The following is a 22566-nucleotide window of genomic DNA, read 5'->3' as shown; positions in this document are numbered from 1 at the left end:
TGGCTGCAAACTGAACGTCCTCCGTATCCCCACTTTGGTTCGCCTACTCAGTACTTGAGCCGGATGGATCGTTTCCAGCATGGACGTTCGGCGCGCACTTTAGGGCGTGAACTCGGCAGAATCAACAGGCAATCCCTGATGAATCGGCGATGATCGAGCTGCCACGCCTGGGATAAACGACCCATGTGAGCGGCTGATGTTCCCCGGTGCGCTTCAGACGTAAAGAATTGTGGAATAGCCCTGAGCAGGGGGCTTAAACCCAAGCCCCTCTGCATGGGCACGACGTGCTTTTGGAGCTCATCGAGAGGTGCGAAAGGTAGGCTCGGGTGTTCATATTTATGGCCACCCGAGCCTGGTACGGGCGTTCAGAAAACGGCCCGTGAATTTTTTGTTCCGTCCGCCCTCGTCACGTCTTTTTTTGCGATGAGAGGCTTTTAGGACGTCACCATCTCGGCGGGCGAGACGATGGTGGATTTCGCTCCGCGCGAGCGGCCCGAACTCAGGTAGGCTGCAATCGACTCCTGGGTGACCTCGCCCAGGAACACCTGCTCGGCGTCCAGTACTGGGAGCCAGGCGCGGTTGAACTCGTACATGCGCGACAACAAGATACGCAGGTTCTCATCGTGCGCCGCCGTGGCGTTGAACGGCCGTAGGAAGTCGGCGCACGTGCCTTGCTGGCGGTGCATGTCGCGTCGGCGCACATAGCCAAGCGCCTTGTTCGCGGCATCGGTCACCACCACGTAGCGGCGATCATGTTCATCCAGCAGCTCCAGCGCATCATGCACTGGGGTCTGCGGGCTCACCGCCGGGGCATTGTCAGCTGCATCTTCGGCACGTACCAGCAGCAGCCGCTTCAGGGTGCTGTCCTGGCCGACGAAGTTGCTTACGAAGTCATCGGCCGGGTGCGCCAGCAAGGTGTCCGGGTGATCCAGCTGCAACAGCTTGCCCGCACGGAAGATGGCAATCTTGTCGCCCAGCTTGATGGCCTCGTCGATGTCATGGCTGACCATGATCACGGTCTTGTTCAAGGCCCGCTGCATCTCGAAGAATTCGTTCTGGATCATCTCCCGGTTGATGGGGTCCACGGCGCCGAACGGTTCGTCCATCAACAGCACCGGGGCGTCGGCTGCCAAGGCGCGGATCACCCCGATCCGCTGCTGCTGACCCCCGGAGAGTTCGCGGGGGTAGCGCTGCAGGTACTGCTTGGGTTCGAGCTTGATCATGTGCATCAGCTCCCGGGCGCGCTCGGCGCAGCGCTGCTTGTCCCACCCGAGCAGGCGAGGGACGACGGTGATGTTCTCCTCGATGGTCATGTTCGGGAACAGGCCGATCTGCTGGATCACATAGCCGATGTGACGACGCAGGCTGACCTCGTCCAGCCCGCTGGTGTCTTCGCCATTGATGAACACCTGCCCCGAGGTGGGTGTGATCAGGCGGTTGATCATCTTCAGGGTGGTGCTCTTGCCGCACCCTGACGGGCCCAGGAACACGCAGATTTCGCCTTCATTGACCGTGAGGCTGACCGCGTCCACGGCCTTGACGTCCTTGCCGTTGACGTTGAAGGTCTTGCTGAGGTTTTTCAGTTCGATCATGAGCGCATTCCTTCTGGAGTCAGGGCACGTTGCAGGGTTTGCAGAAGCAGGTCGGCGATGATCGCCAGCAGGCTGACCAGCACGGCGCCGACCAGCAGCATCGACATGTCGCTGCGGCTGATGGAGGTGAGGATGAGGACGCCCAGGCCACCGGCTCCGATGGTGGCGGCGATGGTCATTACGCCGATGTTCATCACCACGGCCGTACGCACGCCGGCGAGAATCACCGGTACCGCGATGGGCAACTCGACCATGCGCAGGCGTTGGCCGAAGGTCATGCCAATGCCCCGGGCAGCCTCGCGAATACCGGGCTCGACGTTGGTCAGCGCCAAGTAGGTGTTGCGCAGGATCGGCAGCAGGGAATAGAGAAACACCGCCGTGATGGCAGGCAGCGGGCCCAGGCCCTGGCCGAACGTGGAGTAAAACGGCAACAGCAGCCCGAACAGGGCGATCGACGGGATGGTCAGCAGTACCGTGGCGCTGGCCTGCACGGGCCCGGCCAGGAACGGGAAGCGGGTCATGACGATGCCCAGCGGCACCCCGATCAGGATGGCCAGGCCCACGGCCACGCCCACCAACATGATGTGCTGCCAGGTCAGCTGCAGCACCAGGGCCCAGTCCAGGTGCGCGAAAGTGTCGAGCAGTGTCATGGCGTCACCTCCTTCAAGGGATGTTCTCGCAGGAAGTCGGCCGCGACCGAGGAGGGGCTTTGATGCTGCACATCGACCTTGGCGTTGAGCTGGCGCATGGTCTCGTCGTCCAATTGTTCGGCCAGAGGCGCGAGCAGGCTGGCCAACTGCGGGTGAGCGTCGAGTACGGCCTTGCGCACCACCGGGCCTGCCGTGTAATCCGGGAAGTAGTGCTTGTCGTCTTCGAGCAGCTTGAGCTTGAACGCGTTGAGCCGGCCATCGGTGGTGTACACCAGGCCTGCGAACACCTGGGCATTGCGCAGCGCGGTGTAGACCAGGCCTGCATCCATCTGGCGGATGTTGGCGCGCCCCAGCTGCATGCCATACCGCGCCTGCAGGCCATCCAGGCCGTCGGGCCGGTTGGCGAACTCGGTGTCCAGCGCAACCACGTGCTTGCGCGCCTGCTCGTCCATCAACACCTGGTTCAACTGGCTGATGGTGTTGACCTGTGGGTAGGCTTTGGCCACTTCGCTAGGCAAAGCCAATGCATAGGTGTTGCTGAACTTGGAAGGCTTGAGCCAGACCAGTCCCTTTTCGGCGTCCAGAGCCTTGACCCTGGCATAGGTGGCCGCCGCGCTGGGCATGCGTTCTTCGACATGGTTGTAGGACACCAGCGAGACCCCGGTGTATTCCCACATCAGGTCAAGCTGCCCGGTTTCCTGCGCCTGACGTGCCAGGCTGCTGCCAAGGCCGCCAGTGACGCGCACATCGAAGCCATGGGCGCGCAGGTATTGGGCAGTAATTTCGGCGAGCACGGTCTGTTCGGTGAATACCCGGGCGCCGATACGGATCAACGGTTTGTCTGCCGCCTGGGCAAAACCTGCCGACAGCAGGACCGCGCCCAGGAGCAAGGCGATTGCGTTCTTCATGGTTTTCCTCGGGTTATTGGGCCAGGCCACGTTCCAGCCAGCGCTTGCTGGCGAGCGTCACCAGTGCGTCCAGCAGCAATGCCAGCAGTGCCGTGCAAGCGGCGCCCAGCAAAAGCTGGGGCTGGTTGTTCAGGGCGATGCCGGGGAAGATCAGGCTGCCCAGGCTGTTGGCACCGATCAGGAAGGCGAGCGGGGCGGTGCCCACGTTCAGTGCCAGCGCCACACGCACGCCGCCGACGATGATGGGCACGGCGTTGGGCAGCTCGACCTGCCATAACTGCTGGCGCGGCGTCATGCCGATGCCGGTAGCGGCTTCCTTGAGCGAGGCGGGAACGTTTTTCAGCCCTTCGTAGGTGTTGCGCACGATGGGCAGGAGGGAGGCGAGGAACAGGGCGAAAATGGCAGGCCCTGCGCCGATGCCTAGCACGCTCAGGGCGATGGCCAGTACGGCCAAGGGAGGGATGGTGTTGCCAATGTTGAAGAACTGCATGAACCGCTCGGCTTTGTCGACCCTGTGCGGTCGACTCAAGGCAATGCCGGCGGGGATGCCCACGGCCAATGCCGCCGCCATCGAAGCCAGCACCAGAACCAGGTGCGCTTGCAGGTAGAACGTCAGATCGTCGCGGTAGCGCGCGATCGTGTCGAGGCCGATCCAATGGACCAGCAGGGCCAGGATGACGAGCACGGCGGCCCATCCCAACAGCCCTTTTCCGTAGCGTGTCGCCACAGGTGGACTCCTTCTTGTCGTCGGCGAGCACACTTCTTCTTGGCCAGCCCTCGAGGGCAGCGGTGGTGTGTTCGCGAGTAGCAGCATGATGCCGTTGAAGCTGAGCGTTCATGCAATGAGTCGAGCCCCGTCGGGCATCGAAGATGCTGATGAATTCAGCCCTGAGTCGAGGTGCAATTCAGGGCAATGGACGTCTCCCAAGGCACCAAGGTTCCCATCTGGGGAAGCATTTGGCCAGCCCTGCGCAGCTCGCAAGTCATTGTTTCCAGGTGCTCATTACGCTCATAGGCCTCTTCAATACTGGGCTGCAGCGAACTGGAAAAAAGTCGTTTTTGTTCAATCTTGCACAGGTCCCATGCCATGCTGAATTACAGTTATGACCGATCGTTCATCGCCCAGGTACGTTGTCTGTCCCTGGACGCGCCGGGGTATCTGGACTGCGCTAAATTGGTCAAGCGCGGCCGACAGGCCGCACGCGCCGCCGATGACTGGATGATCGTCACCTCTCTGGTGACAAAGTCGCCACACATGTTCATGTTCCGTTGCCTGTTCGACGCCGCGATTGGCCGTCCTTACTACGACATCCAGTCTTGGAGCCGAAAGACGGGGCGGGATTTTCAGTCTGCCAATTGCCACCTCGACTGCAGCAACAATGGCTACGCCGGCCTATATGCTGCACCTCCCGGCGAGCAAACATTGTGGAAGTTCATGCAGATGGACGAGGGTGGCGAGTGGCGGAGCATGACATCCATCGTCGAACCAGGGCAGACGATTCGTGGCCGTATCCATACCCGCTCGAACATACCGCTTCAGGCCTATCGCAAGGAAACGGTGGCAGGTCACTGGTTTGCCTATGTGGTCAATGAGGGTGGACAGCCCATGGACCTGGAACTGGACATTCTGCATGTCGGCCAGGAGCTCATGGACGATCATTGAGGCGGGCCATCGCGTGGCGGCAGGTTTTGGCCTGACGCCAGAGTTCAGGTATGATATCGCCCCTTTCAAATCCCCCAGTCAGGCGATTTCCCATGACCAACCAGGCCGCCGAAGTCGCGAAGCGCCGCACTTTCGCAATCATTTCCCACCCCGACGCCGGTAAGACCACCATCACCGAGAAGCTGTTGCTGATGGGCAAGGCCATCTCCGTCGCCGGCACCGTGAAGTCGCGCAAGTCCGACCGCCACGCCACCTCCGACTGGATGGAAATGGAGAAGCAGCGCGGCATCTCCATCACCACTTCGGTGATGCAGTTCCCGTACCGAGAGCACATGATCAACCTGCTCGACACCCCCGGCCACGAAGACTTCTCCGAAGACACCTATCGCACCCTCACCGCGGTGGACTCGGCGCTGATGGTGCTCGACGGTGGTAAAGGTGTAGAGCCGCGTACCATTGCCCTGATGGACGTATGCCGCCTGCGCGACACGCCCATCGTCAGCTTCATCAACAAGCTCGACCGCGACATTCGCGACCCGATCGAACTGCTCGACGAAATCGAAGCCGTTCTGAAGATCAAGGCCGCACCGATTACCTGGCCTATCGGGTGTTACCGTGACTTCAAGGGCGTGTACCACCTGACCGGTGACTACATCATCGTCTACACGCCCGGCCACGGCCACGAGCGCACCGAAGCCAAGATCATTCGCAATCTGGACTCGGACGAAGCCCGCGCCCACCTGGGCGACCAGTACGACGCGTTCGTCGAGCAGCTGGAGCTGGTGCAGGGCGCTTGCCACGAGTTCGACCAGGACGAATTCATCAACGGTCAACTGACCCCTGTGTTCTTCGGTACCGCACTGGGCAACTTCGGTGTCGACCACGTGCTCGATGCCGTCGTCGACTGGGCGCCGCGCCCGCTGGGCCGTGTTGCCCACGAGCGTACCGTCGAGCCCGTGGAAGAGAAATTCACCGGCTTCGTGTTCAAGATCCAGGCGAACATGGACCCGAAACACCGGGACCGTATCGCCTTCATGCGCATCTGCTCGGGCAAGTACGAAAAGGGCATGAAAATGCGCCACGTGCGGCTGAACAAGGACCTTCGCATCGGCGATGCGCTGACCTTCTTCTCGTCCGAGCGTGAGCAGCTCGAAGAAGCCTACGCCGGCGACATCATCGGTTTGCACAACCACGGCACCATCCAGATCGGTGACACCTTCACCGAAGGCGAGGCGCTGGGCTTTACCGGCATCCCGCACTTCGCCCCGGAACTGTTCCGCCGCGTGCGCCTGAAAGACCCGCTGAAATCCAAGCAGTTGCGTCAGGGCCTGCAGCAGCTGGCCGAAGAAGGTGCTACCCAGGTGTTCTTCCCCGAGCGCAGCAACGACATCATCCTCGGTGCGGTCGGCGTGCTGCAGTTCGACGTGGTTGCCAGCCGCCTGAAGGAAGAATACAAGGTCGAGTGTGCCTACGAGCCCATCACCGTGTGGTCGGCGCGCTGGATCGCCTGCGACGACAAGAAGAAGCTTGAGGAATTCCAGAACAAGGCCATGGAGAACCTGGCCATCGATGGTGGCGGGCACCTGACCTACTTGGCGCCCACCCGGGTCAACCTGTCGCTGATGGAAGAGCGCTGGCCTGACGTCAAGTTCCGCGCCACGCGCGAGCACCACTGAGCGTAAAAGGCCCGGCCACTTCGCTGGCCGGGCCCTTGCGCGAGCAGGGCGGCCCGACGTTCGCCTCGCTCACCTCAACCATTTCCTGCCACTTTCGCAGGCGCAGGCATCAGTTGCCCGCCTTCACACTGGTCCAGATACGCGTCCTGATGCGGTCTATCTTGGCCGGCATCGCTTCTAGCGCGTACAACTTGCCCATCACCGCTTCGCTCGGATAGATCATGGTGTTGGCCTTGAGCGCCGGGTCAACCAGCGCATCGGCTTGCAGGTTGGCGTTGGCGTATTGCACATGATTGCTGATGGCGGCCATTACCTGCGGCTCCAGCAGGTAGTTCATGTAGGCATACCCGGCCTTTTCATCCGGCGCATCGGCGGGCATGGCCACCATGTCGAACCACATCGGCGCCCCCTCCTTGGGTATCGAGTAGCCGACCTTGACCCCGTTATGGGCCTCCTCGGCGCGATTCTTTGCCTGGAGCACGTCCCCCGAGAACCCGACCACCACGCAGACGTCGCCATTGGCCAGGTCCGCCGTGTACTTGGATGAATGGAAATAGCTGATGTACGGCCGCACCTGCATCAGCAGCGCCTTGGCCTTGTCGTAGTCGGCCGGGTTCTGGCTATGGTGGGGCAGCCCCAGGTAATGCAAGGCAATGGGTAGCAACTCGGGGCCATTGTCCAGCACCGCCACGCCACAACCTTTGAGCTTGCTCATGTACTGCGGCTTGAAGATCAGGTCCCAGGAGTCAACCGGCGCGTCATCGCCTAATACGGCTTTGACCTTGTCGATGTTGTAGCCGATGCCCGTGCTGCCCCAGAGGTACGGGAACCCGTACTGGTTGCCTGGGTCATTGCCCTCCAGGGCCTTGAGCAGCACTGGGTTGAGGTTCTTCCAGTTGGGCAACTGCGACTTGTCCAGGCGCTTGAGGGCTTTGCCCTGGATTTGCCGGGCCATGAAATGGTTGGAGGGAAACACCACGTCGTAGCCGGAATTGCCGGTCATCAACTTGCCATCGAGGGTCTCGTTGCTGTCATAGACGTCGTAGGTGGGCACGATGCCGGTGGCTTGCTGGAACTGCTTCAAGGTGTCGGGCGCGATGTAACTGGACCAGTTGTAGATCTTGACGGTTTCTGCCGCGCTGGCCACGCTGGCGGCCAGCATCAAGGGGGCGATGATAAGCGTGCGCATATCGGGTTACCTTGCTTTGTGTGTTGTTATCGAAGGCAGGCGATCAGCGGATCAGAAGATAAGTACGTAGGTCTTGCGCACGGTTTCCTGGATATCCCAGGTGCCAGTGCTGTTGGCCGGTAGCATCAATGCGTCTCCGGCTTCTATGACCAGGGGCTCGCCATCGTCAGGGGTGAAGGTGCAGCGCCCCTTGATGAAGTGGCAGAACTCCTGTTGCGTGATTTGCCGTCGCCAGCGCCCTGGGGTGCATTCCCAGATTCCCGTCTCCACGCCATCGCTGCGTTGCACGCTCGTGGTCGATGTCACCGCCACGGGTTGGCCGAGCGGTACGGCGACAGGGCTGCTGCACTGCAAAACGGCGCTGTCTGCCCGTTTGAACTGAGTGATGCTCATGAAAGGTCGGTCCTGTTTGGGTGAAGAATCAGTGCATGAAACCTTCCATGAAATCTGCCAGCTTGCTGGCCAGTTGCCGTCTCCATGGCGGTGTCGCGGGGTTGGCCAGGGTACGGTCCTCGTGGACGAAACTCTGGATGATGGCGTTGTACCCCAGCCAGCGGCTGGGCTCCGGAGGCCAGCTGGCCAGGCTCGATAGCGGCCTGTTGTCATGTACCCAAGGCTGCCCGGTGAGTGCGTTCTGCTGATTCAGGATAAGTGCAGCCAGGGTGCGACCACCCAGGTTGGTCGCGCCTACGCCTTCACCGCCGTAGCCACCGGCCAACGCGATACCCCGCTGGCGGTCGCACAGCATGTGCGGCTGGAAGCGCCGCGCCATACCCAGGTTGCCACCCCACGAATGGGTGATGCGTACATGGCGCAGTTGGGGAAACAGCTCGCTGAACAGGTAGCGACGCAGCTCGATTTCATGGGCCTGGAGGTTGAAGTCCTCACGCAACCTGCCACCGAAGCGGTAGCCACCTCGGGCACCGAACACCAGCCGATCATCGGCAGTGCGCTGACCATAGGTCACCTGTCGGCTGCCCTCGCTGAAGGCTTGTCCCTGGTCGAGGCCGATCTGCGCCCAAATGGCCTCAGGCAAAGGCTCGGTAGCGACCATCAGGCTCTGAACCGGCAACTGGTGTTTGCCCAACGGCGGCAAGCTGGCGGCATAGCCTTCCACCGCCGGGACGATCCAGTTGCACCGCAGGCGTGCCAACGGGGTGGTCACTTCGCCAGGTTGCCAGTCCAGCGCCGGTGTGTTTTCGTAGATCGGCACCCCCAGGGCCTCGACTGCGCTGGCCAGGCCACGGACGAGCTTGGCCGGCTGAATCGTGGCCGTGTGCGGGCTGTAGATAGCCCCATAGGCATTGCTTACGCGCAGCTGGCCCTGCAGTTGCGCTGGACGCAGCCAGTGGTAATCGTCCTCGGTCATGCCCAGGTTGTACAAGTGATCTAGGTAGGCACGCAGGCTTCGCTCCTGCTCGGGATAACGGGCTGCGCAGTACAACACGCCGCCCTTGCGGTAGTCGCAATCGAGCTGTTCGCGGTGCAACACGCGCTGTACTTCGTCTGGAATGTCATGCAGCAGCTCGATGCTGGCGCGGCGCTGAACCGGCGACAGGCTGGCCAACAGGCGATCTTCACCCAGCAAATTGCCCATCAACCACCCGCCGTTGCGCCCCGAGGCGCCAAACCCTGCGATGTTGGCCTCGATTACCACGACATTGAGGTGCGGTGCCTGGCGCTTGAGGTAGTAAGCGGTCCACAGGCCTGTGTAGCCAGCGCCGATGATGCAGACGTCGGCCTCGACATTTTCACGCAGGGCAGGGCGCGCGCACAGCGGCTCTTGCAGCTGGTCCATCCACAAGCTGAGTGTACGCAGAGGCTGCATGGGCCGGGCTCCACAAGCGATCAGGTGATGGAGCGATGCTAGTGGCCAACGCCAGCGGTTGTCTTACGTGCGTGCACGCGAGGAAATCTGTTTGAGATAGGCCTTTGGCGTCAGCCCGGTATGCTCGCGGAAGCACTTGTAGAACGCGGACAGCGAGTTGAAACCGGCGTTGAACGCCAGGTCATCGATGGACGTCTGGCCGCTGTCATTCGCCAGGATCGTCATCAGGTGCTGAAGGCGGGCTTGGTTGACGTAGCGGTAAAAACGCTGGCCCAGCACCTGGTTCAGCAAGTAGGAAATCTGATTGCGGCTGTAACCGCTGGCCTGGGCGACCTGTTGCAAACTCAAGTCAGGATCCAGGTACGGACGATGTCGCTGGAAGTAGTGCTCAAGGTCTTGCGCCATGGTAGACAACTGGCGCGGGGACAGCCCCAGCCGGCTGGTGGCGGGCCGTGAGGTGCGACTGGTGCTGCTTGCGCTGTGCTGACGCACGAGTGTGGCGTATTCATTGACCTGCCAGATCAGACCGTCCTTGACCGTGATCGCCTCGCTGGACTGGAACGCCACCAGGCCGTCCCCGCCCTGCACGGTGACTTGGTACTGAATATACGCCGTGCAGCCATCGACGCGGATACGGTCGCTGTGCACGATGTCCTCGCCGGCGGCATGGGGCAGGCAGGCGCCCACGTACGTACGCAGCTCGGCATGGCCCAGCACACGGTTCTGAAAGAAGTCGTGGTATTGAATGTCGGGGTGGTACAGCGCCATCACGCCATCGAGATCACGATGCTTCCAGCACAGGTGGTAGCGCATCACGGTGTCGGCGGTAATCGGTGTCTGGGACGGGCCATCGGGCAGGGTCATGGACGGATCATGCCCTTTCCCTGGCGTGGCGACAAGAATGCAGAACACCTGACGCTACAGGTCGATTCGCGCATTTTGCACGGTCAATAATTAACCTGTTTTTGTAAGTTGTTGATTTCAAAGGGCGTGATTTTTTACGGCAACTGGCACAGCCGCTGCAACGTTTAATGCGCGAATGGACTTCTCGCTAACAACACAGGCGACCACATCATGATCTCATCTGCCGACTATCCCGTTGTCGATACACAAAGCCGCTCAGGTGTTTCCTGGGCAGCAATCTTTGCTGGCGCAGCCGGTGCTGCTGCCATCTCCCTCCTTCTGGTGGTACTCGGTGCAGGGCTCGGCTTTGCCGCGACCTCGCCATGGGCAGATGAAGGGGCCAGTGCGAAAGCCCTGGGCATCTCTACCATTGTCTGGTTGCTCCTGACCCAGATCATCGCTTCGGGCATGGGCGGCTACATTGCCGGCCGTCTGCGCGTGAAATGGGCCAATCTGCACGGCGACGAAGTGTATTTCCGCGACACTGCACACGGCTTCCTGTCGTGGGCCGTGGCTACCCTGGTAACGGCCATGCTTGTACTGGGCACAGCCGGCAACATCGTGGGCGCTGGTGCCAGTGCAGCCACTCAAGCGGCCGGCATGACCGCCGCTGCCGGTGGCGCTGCCGCTTCCAATGCCTCGGATGAGTCCCTGGACTACTTCGTCGACGGCCTGTTCCGTGGCGAGGGCCCGGCGCCTGTCAGCGATGATGCGGCCAACGGTGTTGCCGCTCGCATCCTGGCCAAAGGCTTTGCCGGTGACGGCGCCCTGGCACCTGAAGACCGTGCCTACCTGGCGCAGCTGGTTGCCCAGCGCACCCGCCTTTCCCAACCGGAAGCCGAAGCTCGCGTCGATCAGGTCATGGCTCAGGTTCAGCAACTGAAAACCGATGCCAAGCAGGCTGCAGACACCGCCGCCAAAGTGGCTGCCTGGACTGCCCTGTGGACCTTCGTGGCCCTGCTGTGCGGCGCCTTCTTCGCCAGCCTGGCCGCGCTGTACGGTGGTCGTCGTCGCGACCAGGTTCAGTGGCTCGAAGGCGACTACGTCGCTCACCGCACCATTCAACGCTAAGTAAGGAGAACGAACATGCGCTCGATATTGCTATGGATGCTGGGTGTACCGATTCCAGTCATCATTCTGATTGCACTGTTCATGCACTGACGAAAAGGGCCGCTTAGCGGCCCTTTTCGTTTATGTCTCATTTGTCGGTCTGCTGCCTTGCGTCGCTTCTGATGGTGAGTGAATTCGGAGCGGTCGTGCCGGTCCGCCCGACCGACCGCGCCGTACCTTCGTTAAAGAAACTGCTCCGCATAATGACAAGCCACCTGCCGGGTCTCCACTTGCCTGAACGCCGGCACCTCATTGGCGCAGCGATCGGTCGCGTAGGGGCAGCGTTTGTGAAAAGCGCAGCCATCCGGCGGGTTGAGCGGGTTGGGCAGCTCACCGGCAATGCGGATGCGCGGCTTGGACGGGTCTGGATGAATAGCGGGTGTGGCAGACAATAGAGCCTGGGTGTACGGATGCAGCGGCTTTTCGTAGATATCGGCTTTGGGCCCCATCTCCGCCGGCCTGCCCAAGTACATGACCAGCACATCGTCAGCCACGTGACGTACTACCGCCAGGTTGTGGGAGATGAATACATAACCGGTACCGTACTGCTGCTGCATGTCCATGAACAAGTTCAGCACCTGGGCCTGGATGGACACATCCAGTGCAGATGTCGGCTCGTCAGCCACCAACACCTTGGGCTGCAACATCATGGCCCGTGCCAGCGCGATACGCTGACGCTGCCCACCGGAGAACATGTGCGGATAGCGCTGGTAATGCTCCGGGCGCAGCCCCACCTGCTCCATCATCTTCTGCACCCTGTCACGGCGCTGCGCCTTGCTCAGCGCGGTGTTGATCAGCAAAGGCTCGGCCAGCTGGTCACCGATCTTCTGCCGCGGGTTGAGCGAGGCGTAAGGGCTCTGGAAGACCATCTGCACGTCCCGGCGCAGTTGCTTGCGCTCGGCCTTGCTGGCTCCGGTGACCTCGGTACCTGCAATCTGCAGCGAGCCTGAGGTGGGCTGCTCGATCAGGGTCAGGGCGCGGGCCAGGGTCGACTTGCCGCAACCGGACTCACCGACTACCGCCAACGTCTTGCCCGCCTCCAGTTCGAACGAAACGCCATTGAGCGCGCGCACCAGCGCATGGCCCTTGAACAACCCGCGGGAGACTTCGTAATGCCGGGTCAGGTCCCGGGCCGATAGAACGACGGCCATCACGCCACCTCCTGGTTCAGTGGGTAGAAACAACGGGCCAGGCTCTGGGCCTTGGGGTCCAGGGCCGGGCGCTGGTGTCGGCAGTTGTCCTGCACATAAGGGCAACGCGGTGACAGCAGGCAACCCGTTGGCCGGTCATAGCGGCCCGGGACGATGCCAGGCAGGGTAGCCAAGCGCTCGGCACCCAGGCTGTGTTCGGGAATCGCCGCCAGCAGGGCTTCGGTATAGGGGTGGGCAGGGACGTCGAACAGCTCTGGCACCTGGCCCACCTCCACGGCCTGGCCTGCATACATCACGCACACCCGACGCGCGGTCTCGGCCACTACCGCCAGGTCATGGGTGATCAGGATCAGGGCCATGTTGCGCTCCTGTTGCAGGTTGACCAGCAGCTCCATGATCTGCGCCTGGATGGTCACGTCCAGCGCCGTGGTCGGCTCATCGGCGATCAGCAGCTTCGGCTCACCGGCGATGGCCATGGCGATGGCCACCCGTTGGCTCATGCCGCCGGACAGTTGATGCGGATAAGCGTCCAGGCGGCTTTCGGCGGCCGGGATCTCGACCTTCTGCAGCAGTTCCAGGGCCCGTTGCCGCGCCGCCTTGCCCTTGAGGCCCAGGTGTTGACGCAGGACTTCTTCGATCTGATAACCCACGGTGTAGCTGGGGTTCAGGGCCGTCATGGGGTCTTGGAAGACCATGGCGATGTCCTTGCCGACCACCTTGCGCCGTTGCCGGCCGCTGAGGGTGAGCATGTCGGTACCGTCGAATGTCATGGCATCGGCCGTGATCCGGCCAGGGGCCTCGACCAGGCCCATCAGGGCCATCATGGTCACCGATTTGCCCGAGCCGGACTCGCCGACGATGGCCAGGATTTCGCCGGCTTGAACCTGTAAGTCCAGCCCGTCCACCACTGGCACGGCGTCCGCGTCGCCAAAACGCACGTTGAGGTTGTTGATCTGCAACAAAGACATGGGTGTGCTCCTCAGGCGGCGTTCTTGAGTTTGGGGTCGAGCGCATCGCGCAGGCCATCACCCATCAGGTTGATCGCCAGTACGCTGAGCAGGATGGTCAGGCCCGGCAGGCTCACCACCCACCAGGCGCGCTCGATGTAATCCCTGGCCGAGGCCAGCATGGTGCCCCACTCCGGCGTCGGGGGTTGCACACCAAGGCCCAGGAAGCCCAGGGCGGCGGCGTCGAGAATGGCCGAGGAAAAGCTCAAGGTGGCCTGCACGATCAGCGGCGCCATGCAGTTGGGCAGCACGGTCACGAACATCAGGCGCCCCAGCCCAGCGCCTGCCAGCCGGGCAGCGGTGACGTAGTCGCGGTTCAGCTCGCCCATCACGGCGGCGCGGGTCAGGCGCACGTAGGAGGGCAGCGAGACGATGGCAATGGCGATGACGGTGTTGATCAGGCCAGGGCCGAGGATGGCGACGATGGCGACGGCCAGCAGCAGCGAGGGCAGGGCCAGCATCACGTCCATCAGGCGCATGATCGAAGGGCCGACGAAGTGCGGGAAGAAGCCCGCCAGCAACCCGAGCAGAATGCCGGGGATCAACGATATCACCACCGAGGACAAGCCAATCAGCAAGGACAGGCGCGCCCCTTGGATCAAGCGCGAGAGCAGGTCGCGGCCAAGCTCATCGGTGCCCAGGATGAACTGCCAAGTGCCACCCTCCAGCCACACCGGGGGGGTGAGCAGAAAGTCGCGGTACTGCTCGCTGGGGTCGTGGGGCGCGACCCAGGGCGCGAACAGCGCGCAGAACACCACCACGCACATGAACGCCAGGCCCATCACCGCGCCCTTGTTGCGCGCGAAGGCCTGCCAGAATTCCTTGTAGGGCGAGGGGTAGAGAAGGCTCTGGTCCACCGGGCTGACCGGGGACAGGGTTTTTGCAGTCGGGTTGGTCATGACGGGGCCTCAGCGCTGATGACGGATGCGTGGATTGGCCAGGCCGTAGAGAATGTCCACGACGAAGTTGACCAGGATCACCAGGCAGGCAATCAACAGAATGCCGTTCTGGACCACGGGGTAGTCACGGGCGCCGATGGCTTCGATCAGCCATTTGCCGATGCCCGGCCAGGAGAAAATGGTTTCGGTCAACACCGCACCGGCCAGCAAGGTGCCGACCTGCAGGCCGAACACGGTCAGGACGGGAATCAGGGCGTTGCGCAAGCCGTGCATGAACACGACCCGGGCCGGGGACAGCCCCTTGGCACGCGCCGTGCGGATGTAGTCCTCGCGCAACACTTCGAGCATGGAGGAACGCGTCATGCGTGCGATCACCGCCAGCGGGATGGTACCCAGTACGATGGCCGGCAGAATCAGGTGCATCACGGCATCCTTGAACGAACCCTCTTCGTCGCTGAGCAGGGTGTCGATGAGCATGAAACCGGTCTTGGGCTCGATGTCATAGAGCAGGTCGATGCGCCCGGATACCGGGGTCCAGCCCAGGCTCACCGAGAAGAACATGATCAGGATCAGGCCCCACCAGAAGATCGGCATCGAGTAGCCCGCCAGCGAAATCCCCATCACCCCATGGTCGAACAGCGACCCGCGCTTGAGCGCGGCGATCACCCCGGCCAGCAAGCCGACCACGCCGGCGAACAGCAAGGCGGCCATGGCCAGTTCCAGGGTGGCCGGGAACAAGGTGGTGAACTCGCTCCATACGCTCTCGCGCGTGCGCAGCGACTCGCCCAGGTCGCCCTGGGCCAGCTTGCCGATGTAGTCCAGGTACTGGGCCGGCAACGGTTTGTTCAGGCCCAGGCGCTCCATGGCCTGGGCGTGCATTTCCGGGTCGACCCTGCGTTCGCCCATCATCACTTCCACCGGGTCACCGGGGATCAGGCGTATCAGCGCGAAGGTCAGCAAGGTGATGCCGAAAAAGGTCGGGATCAACAGGCCCAAGCGCCGGGCAATAAAACTCAACATGGTCGCAGTTACCTCATCAGGCCGCATGGCAGGTACCTGCCACGGCAGTGCCGCCGCTGCCCACAGGGCAACGGCGGTCGTTGTTGTTCTACTTCACTCGGGTGGTAGCGAAGTTGTTGCTGGTCAAGGGGCTGATCACGTAGCCCTCCACGTTGTCACGCATGGCCGTGAACACCTTGGGGTGGGCCATGCTGATCCAGGGCTGGTCCTCATCGTACACCGTCAATGCCTCGCTATAGAGCCTGGCACGCTCCTCGTTGTCGCTCACCTCGCGGGCGCGGGTGATCAATGCCTGGAATTTCGAGTTGCACCAGCGTGCATAGTTCTCGCCATTGCTGGCCGCCTCGCAACTGAGCAGGGGGGTAAGAAAGTTGTCCGGGTCGCCGTTGTCGCCGGCCCAGCCACTGGACACCAGGTCCGCCTCGCCTTTCTTGGCACGGCGCAGCATTTCGGCCCACTCCATGACACGGATATCCAGCTTCAGGCCGATCTGCGCCAGGTCGGCCTGAAGCATCTCGGCGGACAGTCGCGGGTTCGGGTTAGTCGGGCCGCCGCCATTGCGGGTGAACAGGGTAATGACCGTGCCCTGGGGGACACCGGCTTGTTTTAGCAGCGCACGCGCCTGGTCGAGATCGCGTGGCGGGTTCTGGTTGTCGGTGTTGTAGCCGATCATCGAAGGGGGATACGGGTTGACGCCCACCAGCGCGTTGCCTTTGCCGAATAGCTGGTCGACGTGGGTCTGGCGGTCGAAGGCCATGTTGATCGCCTTGCGCACGCGTACATCACTCAGGTACGGATGCTGGGTGTTCATGGCGATGTAACCGGTCACCAGCGCTTCGGTCTGGGCGACCTTCAGGCGCGGGTCCGCCACGATCGACGGTACATCGTCCGGTTTGGGGTACAACGCAACCTGGCACTCGTTGGCGCGCAACTTTTGCAGGCGAACATTACTGTCGGTGGCGATGGCGAAAATCAGGGCATCGGCGGGCGGCTTGCCCCGGAAGTAGTCCGGGTTGGGCTTGAAGCGGACCTGGGCATCCTTGTTGTAGCGCTGGAAAATGAACGGCCCTGTGCCGATTGGCTTGCTGTTGAGCTCTGCCGTCTTGCCGGCTGCCAACAACTGATCGCCGTACTCGGCGGAGTAGATGGACGTGAAGCCCATGGCCATGTCGCGCAGCAAAGGCGCCTCTGGCCGGGTCAAGGTGATCACCACGGTGTAGTCGTCGGTCTTGTCCACCGACTTGAGCAACGAATTGAAGGCCATGCTCTCGAAGTAGGGGTAGCCGATGCTGGTCTTGTCGTGCCAGGGGTGGCTCGGGTCAAGCTGGCGGCGCAAGCTCCACAGCACATCGTCGGCGTTCAGGTCGCGGCTGGGCTTGAAATAGTCGGTGGTGTGGAACTTGACCCCTCGGCGAAGGTGGAAGGTATAGGTCAGGCCGTCGGAGGAGATGTCCCAACGCTCGGCCAGGGCCGGTTGGACATCCGTGGTGCCGGGCTTGAAGTCCACCAGGCGGTTGAAGAGGGTTTCGGCCGCCGCGTCGAACGTCACCGCCGTGGTGTATTGCACCACATCGAACCCTTCGGGGCTGGCCTCGGTGCACACCACCAGCGGCTTGGCGGCCAGCTGGGATGTACTGCCCAAAAGCAGCGTTGCCAGCAACAGCCGCAGCGCCGATGTCTTCTTGGTCACAGCGTGCATGGATCAATTCTCCCTGCGTTGTGCTCCAGCCTGACGCCCGACCCGCTGGCAAGCGGGCCAGGCGGCCGGTCAGAGGATGTTGAACGGGATGGTGGTCACGAGCCTGAATTCGTTCAGGCTGCCATCGCCCTGTGCCTTGCTTGCGCGGTGTGTGGTGTAGGTGGCGCGGATGCTGGTGTCCTTGAGCGGTCCGCTCTGTACGGCGTAGCTGGTGCCGATACCCCACTCGTAATGGGTCTCGCCATCGAGGCCCTGGACGTCATAGGCGCTACCGCGGTAATGGGTGCCGTCGATGCCCCAGCCCCGGGCGTTGTACAGGTTGAATTTCAGCCCTGGCACGCCGTAGTAAGCCATGTTGAGCACATAGGATAACTGCAGCGATTTCTCGTTCGGGCCGTTGAAGTCCGACAGCAGCGAGTTGGCCAGGTAGATGCCGTTGGTTTCGTGGAGGTAGTCGAAATACTCGTTGCCATTGACCTGCTGCCAGGCGGCGGTGAGGGTGTGCGCCTGATGGGTCAGGCCCAGCGACAGGCTGTAGGTGTCGTTGTCGATTTCGCCCATCTTGCGGCTGCCGGCGTCCATGGTCTTGTAGTAGTTGAGGCCCGTGGACAGGCTGAGCACGGCGCTGTCGCCGAACATGTGATTGGCGCCGAAGTAGTACTGGTTCCAGAAATCGTCGACCTTGGTGGCATACAGGCTGGTGGTCAGGCTCTTGAGGGGCTGGTAGTTGATACCGACCGTGCTGGCGCGGTCCGTTTCCACCCCGGCCGCACCGTATTCGCTGCGGAACTTGCTCAGGCTCTGCTCGGTACGGGGCGAGACCCGGTCGAAGGTACCCAGGTCGAACGTCAGGTTGTCGAATTCAGCGCTGTGCAGGAATGCGCCCTGAAAACTGGAGGGCAGGGCGCGGTTACCGATAAAGGCGATCATCGGGGTATCGACGGCCTGGCGACCGAGGGTCAGGGTGGTATTGGAAAGACGCGCCTTGACGTTGCCCAGCCCCAGTTTGCTCCACTGGCCGATGGCGTCGCCGTCGCTGTGGGTCAGGGTACGGTTGTTGGGACCTGCGATCGCTTCGCGGTCCTGCTGCAGGGCGATGGCGTTATAGCCGGCTGCCTCCACGGCAAAGCCCACCGTGCCCTGGGTAAAGCCCGAGGTGTAGTTGAGGATGGTGCCTTGCACCCAGTTTTCACGGGTGTGGGTCGGGTGACGGGTGCCGTCGCTCTTGTAGTAGCGCCACAGCGGTGCGCGGGTGGCGCGTTCGCGGGCGTACCAGTTGCGCGTCGTCCCGCCCAGGCTCTGGCCATCGACGAAACCCTTGGCCTGCGCCTGGGCGCTTTCGGCTGCGAGGGTGAGCGGCAGGTAGGCCTGGCTCTGTGGGTCGGCGTGGGCGGTGGTGGTTGCTGCACCTATGGCTAACGCCAGTGCGCTCGAATTGAACAGTCTCACGATAGAAGCTCCTTTTCATTTCTAGTTATTGCCGGCCTTGTGGGCCGGGTAGGTGTTGCCGTGTTGCCGTGTTGCCTGGGGCGCCCCGGGATCACCGAGGTTTAAGCGGGCGATGGGTAGGCATGGCGCGCGGGTCTCCCCCCCTGCGCGCCCTGCCTGCCAGTCGGTGCTAATCGACGCTGACGCCGGAAAACTCGTTGCGCCCGAACGGGCTGACCTTGAACCCGGACATTCGGGTGCTCAGGGGCTGATTGACAGTGGAGTGGGCCACTGGCGTGATCGGCACCTGCTGCTTGAGCCGCTGCTGGGCTTGCTGATAGAGCGTGGTGCGCTGAGCTTGGTCGGTAACCTGCTTGGCTTGCTTGACCAGGCTGTCGTACTGCGGGTCGCACCATTGCGAATAGTTGTTGCTGCCAATGGCGTCGCAGCTGTACAGCGTACCCAGCCAGTTGTCGGGGTCGCCGTTGTCACCGGTCCAGCCGATCAGCGCCACATCGTGCTCGCCGCTCTTGAGGCGCTTGATGTATTCGCCCCATTCGTAGCTGACGATGCGCACCTTCAAGCCCAGCTTGCTCCAATCGGCCTGGAGCATTTCGGCCATCAGCTTGGCGTTGGGGTTGTAGGGGCGTTGCACCGGCATGGCCCACAGACTGATTTCGGTACCAGGCTTGACCCCGGCCTGTTCGAGCAGCTGGCGGGCTTTTTCCGGGTCGTGCGGTGCATCGGTGATGCTAGTGTCGTAGGACCACTGTGTGGGCGGCATGGCGTTGACCGCCCGTTGTCCTGCTTCCTGGTAGACCGCCTGCAGGATGGCCTGCTTGTTGACTGCCATGTCCATGGCCTGGCGCACCTCAAGCCGATCGAATGGCGGGTGCTGGGTGTTGTAGGCGATATAGCCCAGGTTGAACCCTGCTTGCTGCAAGACCTGCACGTTCGTGTCCTGCTTGAGCCCTGGCAGGTCGGCCGGCCGCGGATGCAGGGTGACCTGGCACTCGTTGCGGCGCAGTTTCTGGATGCGCACCGACGGATCGACATTGATCGAGAACACCAGGTTGTCGAGCTTCACCTGCTCGGGCGCCCAGTAGGCACGGTTGGCCTTGTAGCGGATCTGCGAGTCTTTCTGGTAGCGCTGGAACACGAACGGGCCGGTGCCTATCGGTTGCTGGTTGATGTCGCTAGGGCGGCCGGTTTTAAGCAACTGCTCGGCGTATTCGGCGGACAGGATCGAGGCAAAGCTCATGGCCAGGTTCTGGATGAACGCGGCGTCTACGGTGTGCAGCGTGAACACCACGGTGAACGGGTCGGTCTTTTCGACGCCTGCGATGTTCTTGTCCAGGCCCATGCTGACGAAGTAGGGAAACTCGGTGGGGTAGGCCTTGCGAAACGGGTGCTGCCTGTCGAGCATGCGGTTGAAGGTGAACAGCACGTCGTCTGCGTTGAAGGGCCGGCTGGGGATGAAGGCCTTGTTGCTGTGAAAGCTCACGCCTTCGCGCAGGTGAAAGGTGTAGCGCAGGCCGTCCTCGGTGACTTCCCAGCGGGTGGCCAGGGCAGGGTGTACCGCCGTGCCGCCGCGCTCGAACTCCACCAGGCGGTTATAGATCGGCTGGGCCGCGTCATTGTCGGTGGCGGTGGTGTATTGGGCCGTATCGAAACCGGCCGGGCTGCCTTCGGAGCAGAACACCAAGTTGTTGGCCATCACGGCTGGCGTCTGGCCGACCAGGGCCAGGGCGAGCAGTGTAGAAAGTCGGGTCACGTGGCGCATGCTAAGTCCTTTTGGGTGCTGGGCCGGCTCCGGGCACGAATCGCGGCAACAGTTCGCCTGTCCCGCACGCTTGGCAGCGGGACGACTGGGTATGAATGGGGTGGGTCAGGCGCCCGTCAGGCGGGCGCAGCCCTCAGGCTATTTGTCGACGCTGACGCCGTAGAAAGCGTTGAGGGCAAATGGACTGATCTTGAAGTCCTTCACCTTGGCACTCATGGGCTGGTAGACGGTGGAGTGGGCGATCGGGGTGATCGGCACCTGCTCCTTGAGGATGTGCTGGGCTTTCTGATAAAGCTCGGTGCGCTTGGCCTGGTCGGAGGTGGCCTTGGCCTGCTTGATCAGGTCATCGTAGGGCTTGTAGCACCACTTGGAGAAGTTGTTGCCGTCGATGGCGTCGCAGCCATACAAGGTGCCCAGCCAGTTGTCAGGGTCGCCATTGTCCCCGCTCCAGCCAATGAGCATGGCGCCTTGTTCGCCCGCCTTGGAGCGCTTGATGTACTCGCCCCACTCATAGCTGACGATCTTGGCCTTGATGCCGATCTTGGCCCAGTCTGCCTGGAGCATCTCGGCCATAAGCTTGGCGTTGGGGTTGTACGGCCGCTGGACCGGCATGGCCCACAGGGTGATTTCAGTGCCGTCCTTGATGCCGGCTTCCTTGAGCAACTGGCGGGCCTTGTCGGGGTCGTGGGGAGCGTCCTTGATGCTGCTGTCATACGACCACTGGGTCGGCGGCATGGCATTGACCGCCAGCTGGCCCGCCCCCTGGTACACCGACTCGATGATTTTCTGCTTGTCCACGGCCATGTCCAGCGCCTGGCGCACCTTGAGCTGGGCCATGGGGTTGGGCTGGTTGCTGCCCTTGACCTGGTCCATCACGTTGTAGGCGATGTAGCCCAGGTTGAAGCCCGCTTGCTGGGGCATCTGCAGCTTGGAGTCCTGCTTGAGCGGCGCGATATCGGCCGGACGCGGGAACAGCGTGACCTGGCACTCGTTCTTCTTGAGTTTCTGCATGCGCACCGAAGCATCGGTGGTGATGGCGAAGATCAGGTTGTCGATCTTCACGTCCTCGGGTTTCCAGTAGTCCTTGTTGCCCTTGAAGCGGATCTGCGCGTCCTTCTGGTACTTGCTGAACACGAACGGGCCAGTGCCGATCGGCTTCTGGTTGATGTCGGCGGCCTTGCCGTTCTTGAGCAACTGGTCGGCGTACTCGGCGGACTGGATGGACGCGAAGCTCATGGCCAGGTTCTGGATGAAGGCGGCGTCGACGTCGTTGAGGGTGAACTTGACCGTGTGCTCGTCCAGTTTCTCGATCCCGGCGATGTTCTTGTCCATGCCCATGTCGGTGAAGTACGGGAACTCGGTGGGGTAGGCCTTGCGGAATGGATGGTCCTTGTCGAGCATGCGGTTGAACGTGAACAGCACGTCGTCTGCATTGAACGGGCGGGTGGGCTTGAAGTAGTCGGTGGTGTGGAACTTCACGCCTTCGCGCAGGTGGAAGGTGTAGGTCTTGCCATCTTCTGCAACCTCCCAGCGCGTTGCCAGCCCCGGGATGACCGCAGTGCCGCCCCGCTCGAACTGAGTCAACCGGTTGAAGACCGTTTCGGCCGAGGCGTCGAAATCGGTACCGGTGGTGTATTGCCCCGGGTCGAAGCCGGCCGGGCTGCCTTCTGAACAGAACACCAGGTTCGAAGCGGCGAAGGCCGACGGCGCGCCAGTGAGCAACCCTGCGCCTAGCAGGAACGGAATGACTGCATGTTTGAGCATGTTGGCCTCATTGTTGTCATTGTTCAGAGAGGGCGGCCTCGTGAGCCGACCTGCGGATACTTATGCAGGGGTGGGCCCAATGCAATATGCACAAGGTTAGTCGGGACTTGAAAAGTGGCACGGCAGTACATGAATGTCGCATCGGTGTAACTTTTGGCGGAGTTAAACGTTTGCGAGGGCAAAATGATGGCTTTTTGCTGAATATTGCTGATTGGATGAGGATGTCGGGAAAGGCTTAAGAGGGTGTAGGAAATCTCTTAAAATGCAGGCCTTCCTTCAGGGCAGGGTGAAAAGCC

General features: G+C 62.0%; 19 protein-coding genes. 3 read left to right on the top strand and 16 right to left on the bottom strand.

The window, feature by feature from the left end:
• Positions 1-434: 434 nt before the first annotated feature.
• The 4 genes from NMB38_RS17625 to NMB38_RS17610 are packed head-to-tail and all read right to left on the bottom strand — an operon-like array spanning position 435 to position 3877.
• Positions 435-1592, bottom strand: coding sequence for an osmoprotectant ABC transporter ATP-binding protein OsmV (locus tag NMB38_RS17625; protein WP_027913700.1), 1158 nt, complete (start codon positions 1590-1592; stop codon positions 435-437).
• Positions 1589-2242 (bottom strand): ABC transporter permease, encoded by a 654-nt coding sequence (locus NMB38_RS17620; protein WP_027913701.1) that lies wholly within the window; start codon positions 2240-2242, stop codon positions 1589-1591. Before NMB38_RS17620 ends, NMB38_RS17625 begins: the two co-directional genes overlap by 4 nt.
• A complete protein-coding gene (locus NMB38_RS17615) occupies positions 2239-3150 on the bottom strand; it encodes a glycine betaine ABC transporter substrate-binding protein (RefSeq protein ID WP_027913702.1) in 912 nt (303 codons plus the stop codon). The genes NMB38_RS17620 and NMB38_RS17615 overlap by 4 nt, the downstream gene beginning before the upstream one ends.
• Before the next feature lie 13 nt (positions 3151-3163).
• Positions 3164-3877: an ABC transporter permease gene (locus tag NMB38_RS17610; protein WP_282478586.1), complete on the bottom strand. Its 714-nt coding sequence runs from the start codon at positions 3875-3877 to the stop codon at positions 3164-3166.
• 360 nt (positions 3878-4237) lie between these two features.
• Between NMB38_RS17610 and NMB38_RS17605 the strand changes: the two genes are divergently transcribed.
• Together NMB38_RS17605 and NMB38_RS17600 are read left to right on the top strand one after the other, a co-directional pair.
• On the top strand, positions 4238-4813 hold the full coding sequence (locus NMB38_RS17605) for a hypothetical protein (RefSeq protein ID WP_494354847.1): 576 nt from the start codon (positions 4238-4240) through the stop codon (positions 4811-4813).
• Positions 4814-4905: 92 nt separating this feature from the next.
• Positions 4906-6489, top strand: a complete 1584-nt coding sequence (locus NMB38_RS17600; protein WP_028687037.1) for a peptide chain release factor 3 — start codon at positions 4906-4908, stop codon at positions 6487-6489.
• 109 nt (positions 6490-6598) lie between these two features.
• Here NMB38_RS17600 and NMB38_RS17595 read toward each other — a convergent pair whose 3' ends face one another.
• The 4 genes from NMB38_RS17595 to NMB38_RS17580 all read right to left on the bottom strand — a co-directional run bounded on the left by NMB38_RS17595 (position 6599) and on the right by NMB38_RS17580 (position 10370).
• Positions 6599-7678, bottom strand: a complete 1080-nt coding sequence (locus tag NMB38_RS17595) for a polyamine ABC transporter substrate-binding protein (RefSeq protein ID WP_027913706.1) — start codon at positions 7676-7678, stop codon at positions 6599-6601.
• Between the two features lie 51 nt (positions 7679-7729).
• Entirely contained in the window at positions 7730-8071 is a 342-nt protein-coding gene (locus tag NMB38_RS17590) for a cupin domain-containing protein (RefSeq protein WP_282478584.1), read from the bottom strand.
• 28 nt (positions 8072-8099) lie between these two features.
• Positions 8100-9506 (bottom strand): NAD(P)/FAD-dependent oxidoreductase, encoded by a 1407-nt coding sequence (locus NMB38_RS17585; RefSeq protein ID WP_027913708.1) that lies wholly within the window; start codon positions 9504-9506, stop codon positions 8100-8102.
• Positions 9507-9569: 63 nt separating this feature from the next.
• Positions 9570-10370: a helix-turn-helix domain-containing protein gene (locus NMB38_RS17580; protein ID WP_027913709.1), complete on the bottom strand. Its 801-nt coding sequence runs from the start codon at positions 10368-10370 to the stop codon at positions 9570-9572.
• A gap of 210 nt (positions 10371-10580) precedes the next feature.
• Between NMB38_RS17580 and NMB38_RS17575 the strand changes: the two genes are divergently transcribed.
• The gene (locus tag NMB38_RS17575) at positions 10581-11480 is read left to right on the top strand and encodes a hypothetical protein (protein ID WP_027913710.1); all 900 of its coding nucleotides are present in this window, start codon (positions 10581-10583) and stop codon (positions 11478-11480) included.
• Between the two features lie 221 nt (positions 11481-11701).
• On the opposite strand, the gene NMB38_RS17570 is transcribed toward NMB38_RS17575, so the two are convergent.
• The 8 genes from NMB38_RS17570 to NMB38_RS17535 form a co-directional block, all read right to left on the bottom strand.
• Positions 11702-12670, bottom strand: coding sequence for a peptide ABC transporter ATP-binding protein (locus NMB38_RS17570; protein WP_027913711.1), 969 nt, complete (start codon positions 12668-12670; stop codon positions 11702-11704).
• Positions 12670-13638 carry an ABC transporter ATP-binding protein gene (locus NMB38_RS17565; RefSeq protein WP_027913712.1) on the bottom strand — a complete coding sequence of 323 codons (969 nt, stop codon included), beginning with the start codon at positions 13636-13638 and terminating at the stop codon, positions 12670-12672. Before NMB38_RS17565 ends, NMB38_RS17570 begins: the two co-directional genes overlap by 1 nt.
• A gap of 11 nt (positions 13639-13649) precedes the next feature.
• A complete protein-coding gene (locus NMB38_RS17560) occupies positions 13650-14576 on the bottom strand; it encodes an ABC transporter permease subunit (protein WP_027913713.1) in 927 nt (308 codons plus the stop codon).
• A 9-nt stretch (positions 14577-14585) separates the two neighbouring features.
• Positions 14586-15596 carry an ABC transporter permease subunit gene (locus NMB38_RS17555; RefSeq protein ID WP_027913714.1) on the bottom strand — a complete coding sequence of 337 codons (1011 nt, stop codon included), beginning with the start codon at positions 15594-15596 and terminating at the stop codon, positions 14586-14588.
• Positions 15597-15684: 88 nt separating this feature from the next.
• The gene (locus tag NMB38_RS17550; protein ID WP_280077977.1) at positions 15685-17295 is read right to left on the bottom strand and encodes an ABC transporter substrate-binding protein; all 1611 of its coding nucleotides are present in this window, start codon (positions 17293-17295) and stop codon (positions 15685-15687) included.
• 69 nt (positions 17296-17364) lie between these two features.
• Positions 17365-18744, bottom strand: coding sequence for an OprD family porin (locus tag NMB38_RS17545; protein ID WP_345956376.1), 1380 nt, complete (start codon positions 18742-18744; stop codon positions 17365-17367).
• A 169-nt stretch (positions 18745-18913) separates the two neighbouring features.
• A complete protein-coding gene (locus NMB38_RS17540; protein WP_345956375.1) occupies positions 18914-20506 on the bottom strand; it encodes an ABC transporter substrate-binding protein in 1593 nt (530 codons plus the stop codon).
• 138 nt (positions 20507-20644) lie between these two features.
• Positions 20645-22270: an ABC transporter substrate-binding protein gene (locus NMB38_RS17535; protein ID WP_027913718.1), complete on the bottom strand. Its 1626-nt coding sequence runs from the start codon at positions 22268-22270 to the stop codon at positions 20645-20647.
• Positions 22271-22566 lie beyond the last annotated feature (296 nt).

Source organism: Pseudomonas sp. FBCC-B35 (genome assembly GCF_059133755.1).
This window is presented reverse-complemented; position numbering and strand designations above follow the sequence as displayed.

What these genes read in the sequence shown, in the direction of transcription:
- NMB38_RS17625 (WP_027913700.1), bottom strand. Translation starts at nt 1,592, where the DNA reads ATGATCGAACTGAAAAACCTCAGCAAGACCTTCAACGTCAACGGCAAG.
- NMB38_RS17620 (WP_027913701.1), bottom strand. Translation starts at nt 2,242, where the DNA reads ATGACACTGCTCGACACTTTCGCGCACCTGGACTGGGCCCTGGTGCTG.
- NMB38_RS17615 (WP_027913702.1), bottom strand. Translation starts at nt 3,150, where the DNA reads ATGAAGAACGCAATCGCCTTGCTCCTGGGCGCGGTCCTGCTGTCGGCA.
- NMB38_RS17605 (WP_494354847.1), top strand. Translation starts at nt 4,238, where the DNA reads ATGCTGAATTACAGTTATGACCGATCGTTCATCGCCCAGGTACGTTGT.
- NMB38_RS17600 (WP_028687037.1), top strand. Translation starts at nt 4,906, where the DNA reads ATGACCAACCAGGCCGCCGAAGTCGCGAAGCGCCGCACTTTCGCAATC.
- NMB38_RS17595 (WP_027913706.1), bottom strand. Translation starts at nt 7,678, where the DNA reads ATGCGCACGCTTATCATCGCCCCCTTGATGCTGGCCGCCAGCGTGGCC.
- NMB38_RS17590 (WP_282478584.1), bottom strand. Translation starts at nt 8,071, where the DNA reads ATGAGCATCACTCAGTTCAAACGGGCAGACAGCGCCGTTTTGCAGTGC.
- NMB38_RS17585 (WP_027913708.1), bottom strand. Translation starts at nt 9,506, where the DNA reads ATGCAGCCTCTGCGTACACTCAGCTTGTGGATGGACCAGCTGCAAGAG.
- NMB38_RS17580 (WP_027913709.1), bottom strand. Translation starts at nt 10,370, where the DNA reads ATGACCCTGCCCGATGGCCCGTCCCAGACACCGATTACCGCCGACACC.
- NMB38_RS17575 (WP_027913710.1), top strand. Translation starts at nt 10,581, where the DNA reads ATGATCTCATCTGCCGACTATCCCGTTGTCGATACACAAAGCCGCTCA.
- NMB38_RS17570 (WP_027913711.1), bottom strand. Translation starts at nt 12,670, where the DNA reads ATGGCCGTCGTTCTATCGGCCCGGGACCTGACCCGGCATTACGAAGTC.
- NMB38_RS17565 (WP_027913712.1), bottom strand. Translation starts at nt 13,638, where the DNA reads ATGTCTTTGTTGCAGATCAACAACCTCAACGTGCGTTTTGGCGACGCG.
- NMB38_RS17560 (WP_027913713.1), bottom strand. Translation starts at nt 14,576, where the DNA reads ATGACCAACCCGACTGCAAAAACCCTGTCCCCGGTCAGCCCGGTGGAC.
- NMB38_RS17555 (WP_027913714.1), bottom strand. Translation starts at nt 15,596, where the DNA reads ATGTTGAGTTTTATTGCCCGGCGCTTGGGCCTGTTGATCCCGACCTTT.
- NMB38_RS17550 (WP_280077977.1), bottom strand. Translation starts at nt 17,295, where the DNA reads ATGCACGCTGTGACCAAGAAGACATCGGCGCTGCGGCTGTTGCTGGCA.
- NMB38_RS17540 (WP_345956375.1), bottom strand. Translation starts at nt 20,506, where the DNA reads ATGCGCCACGTGACCCGACTTTCTACACTGCTCGCCCTGGCCCTGGTC.
- NMB38_RS17535 (WP_027913718.1), bottom strand. Translation starts at nt 22,270, where the DNA reads ATGCTCAAACATGCAGTCATTCCGTTCCTGCTAGGCGCAGGGTTGCTC.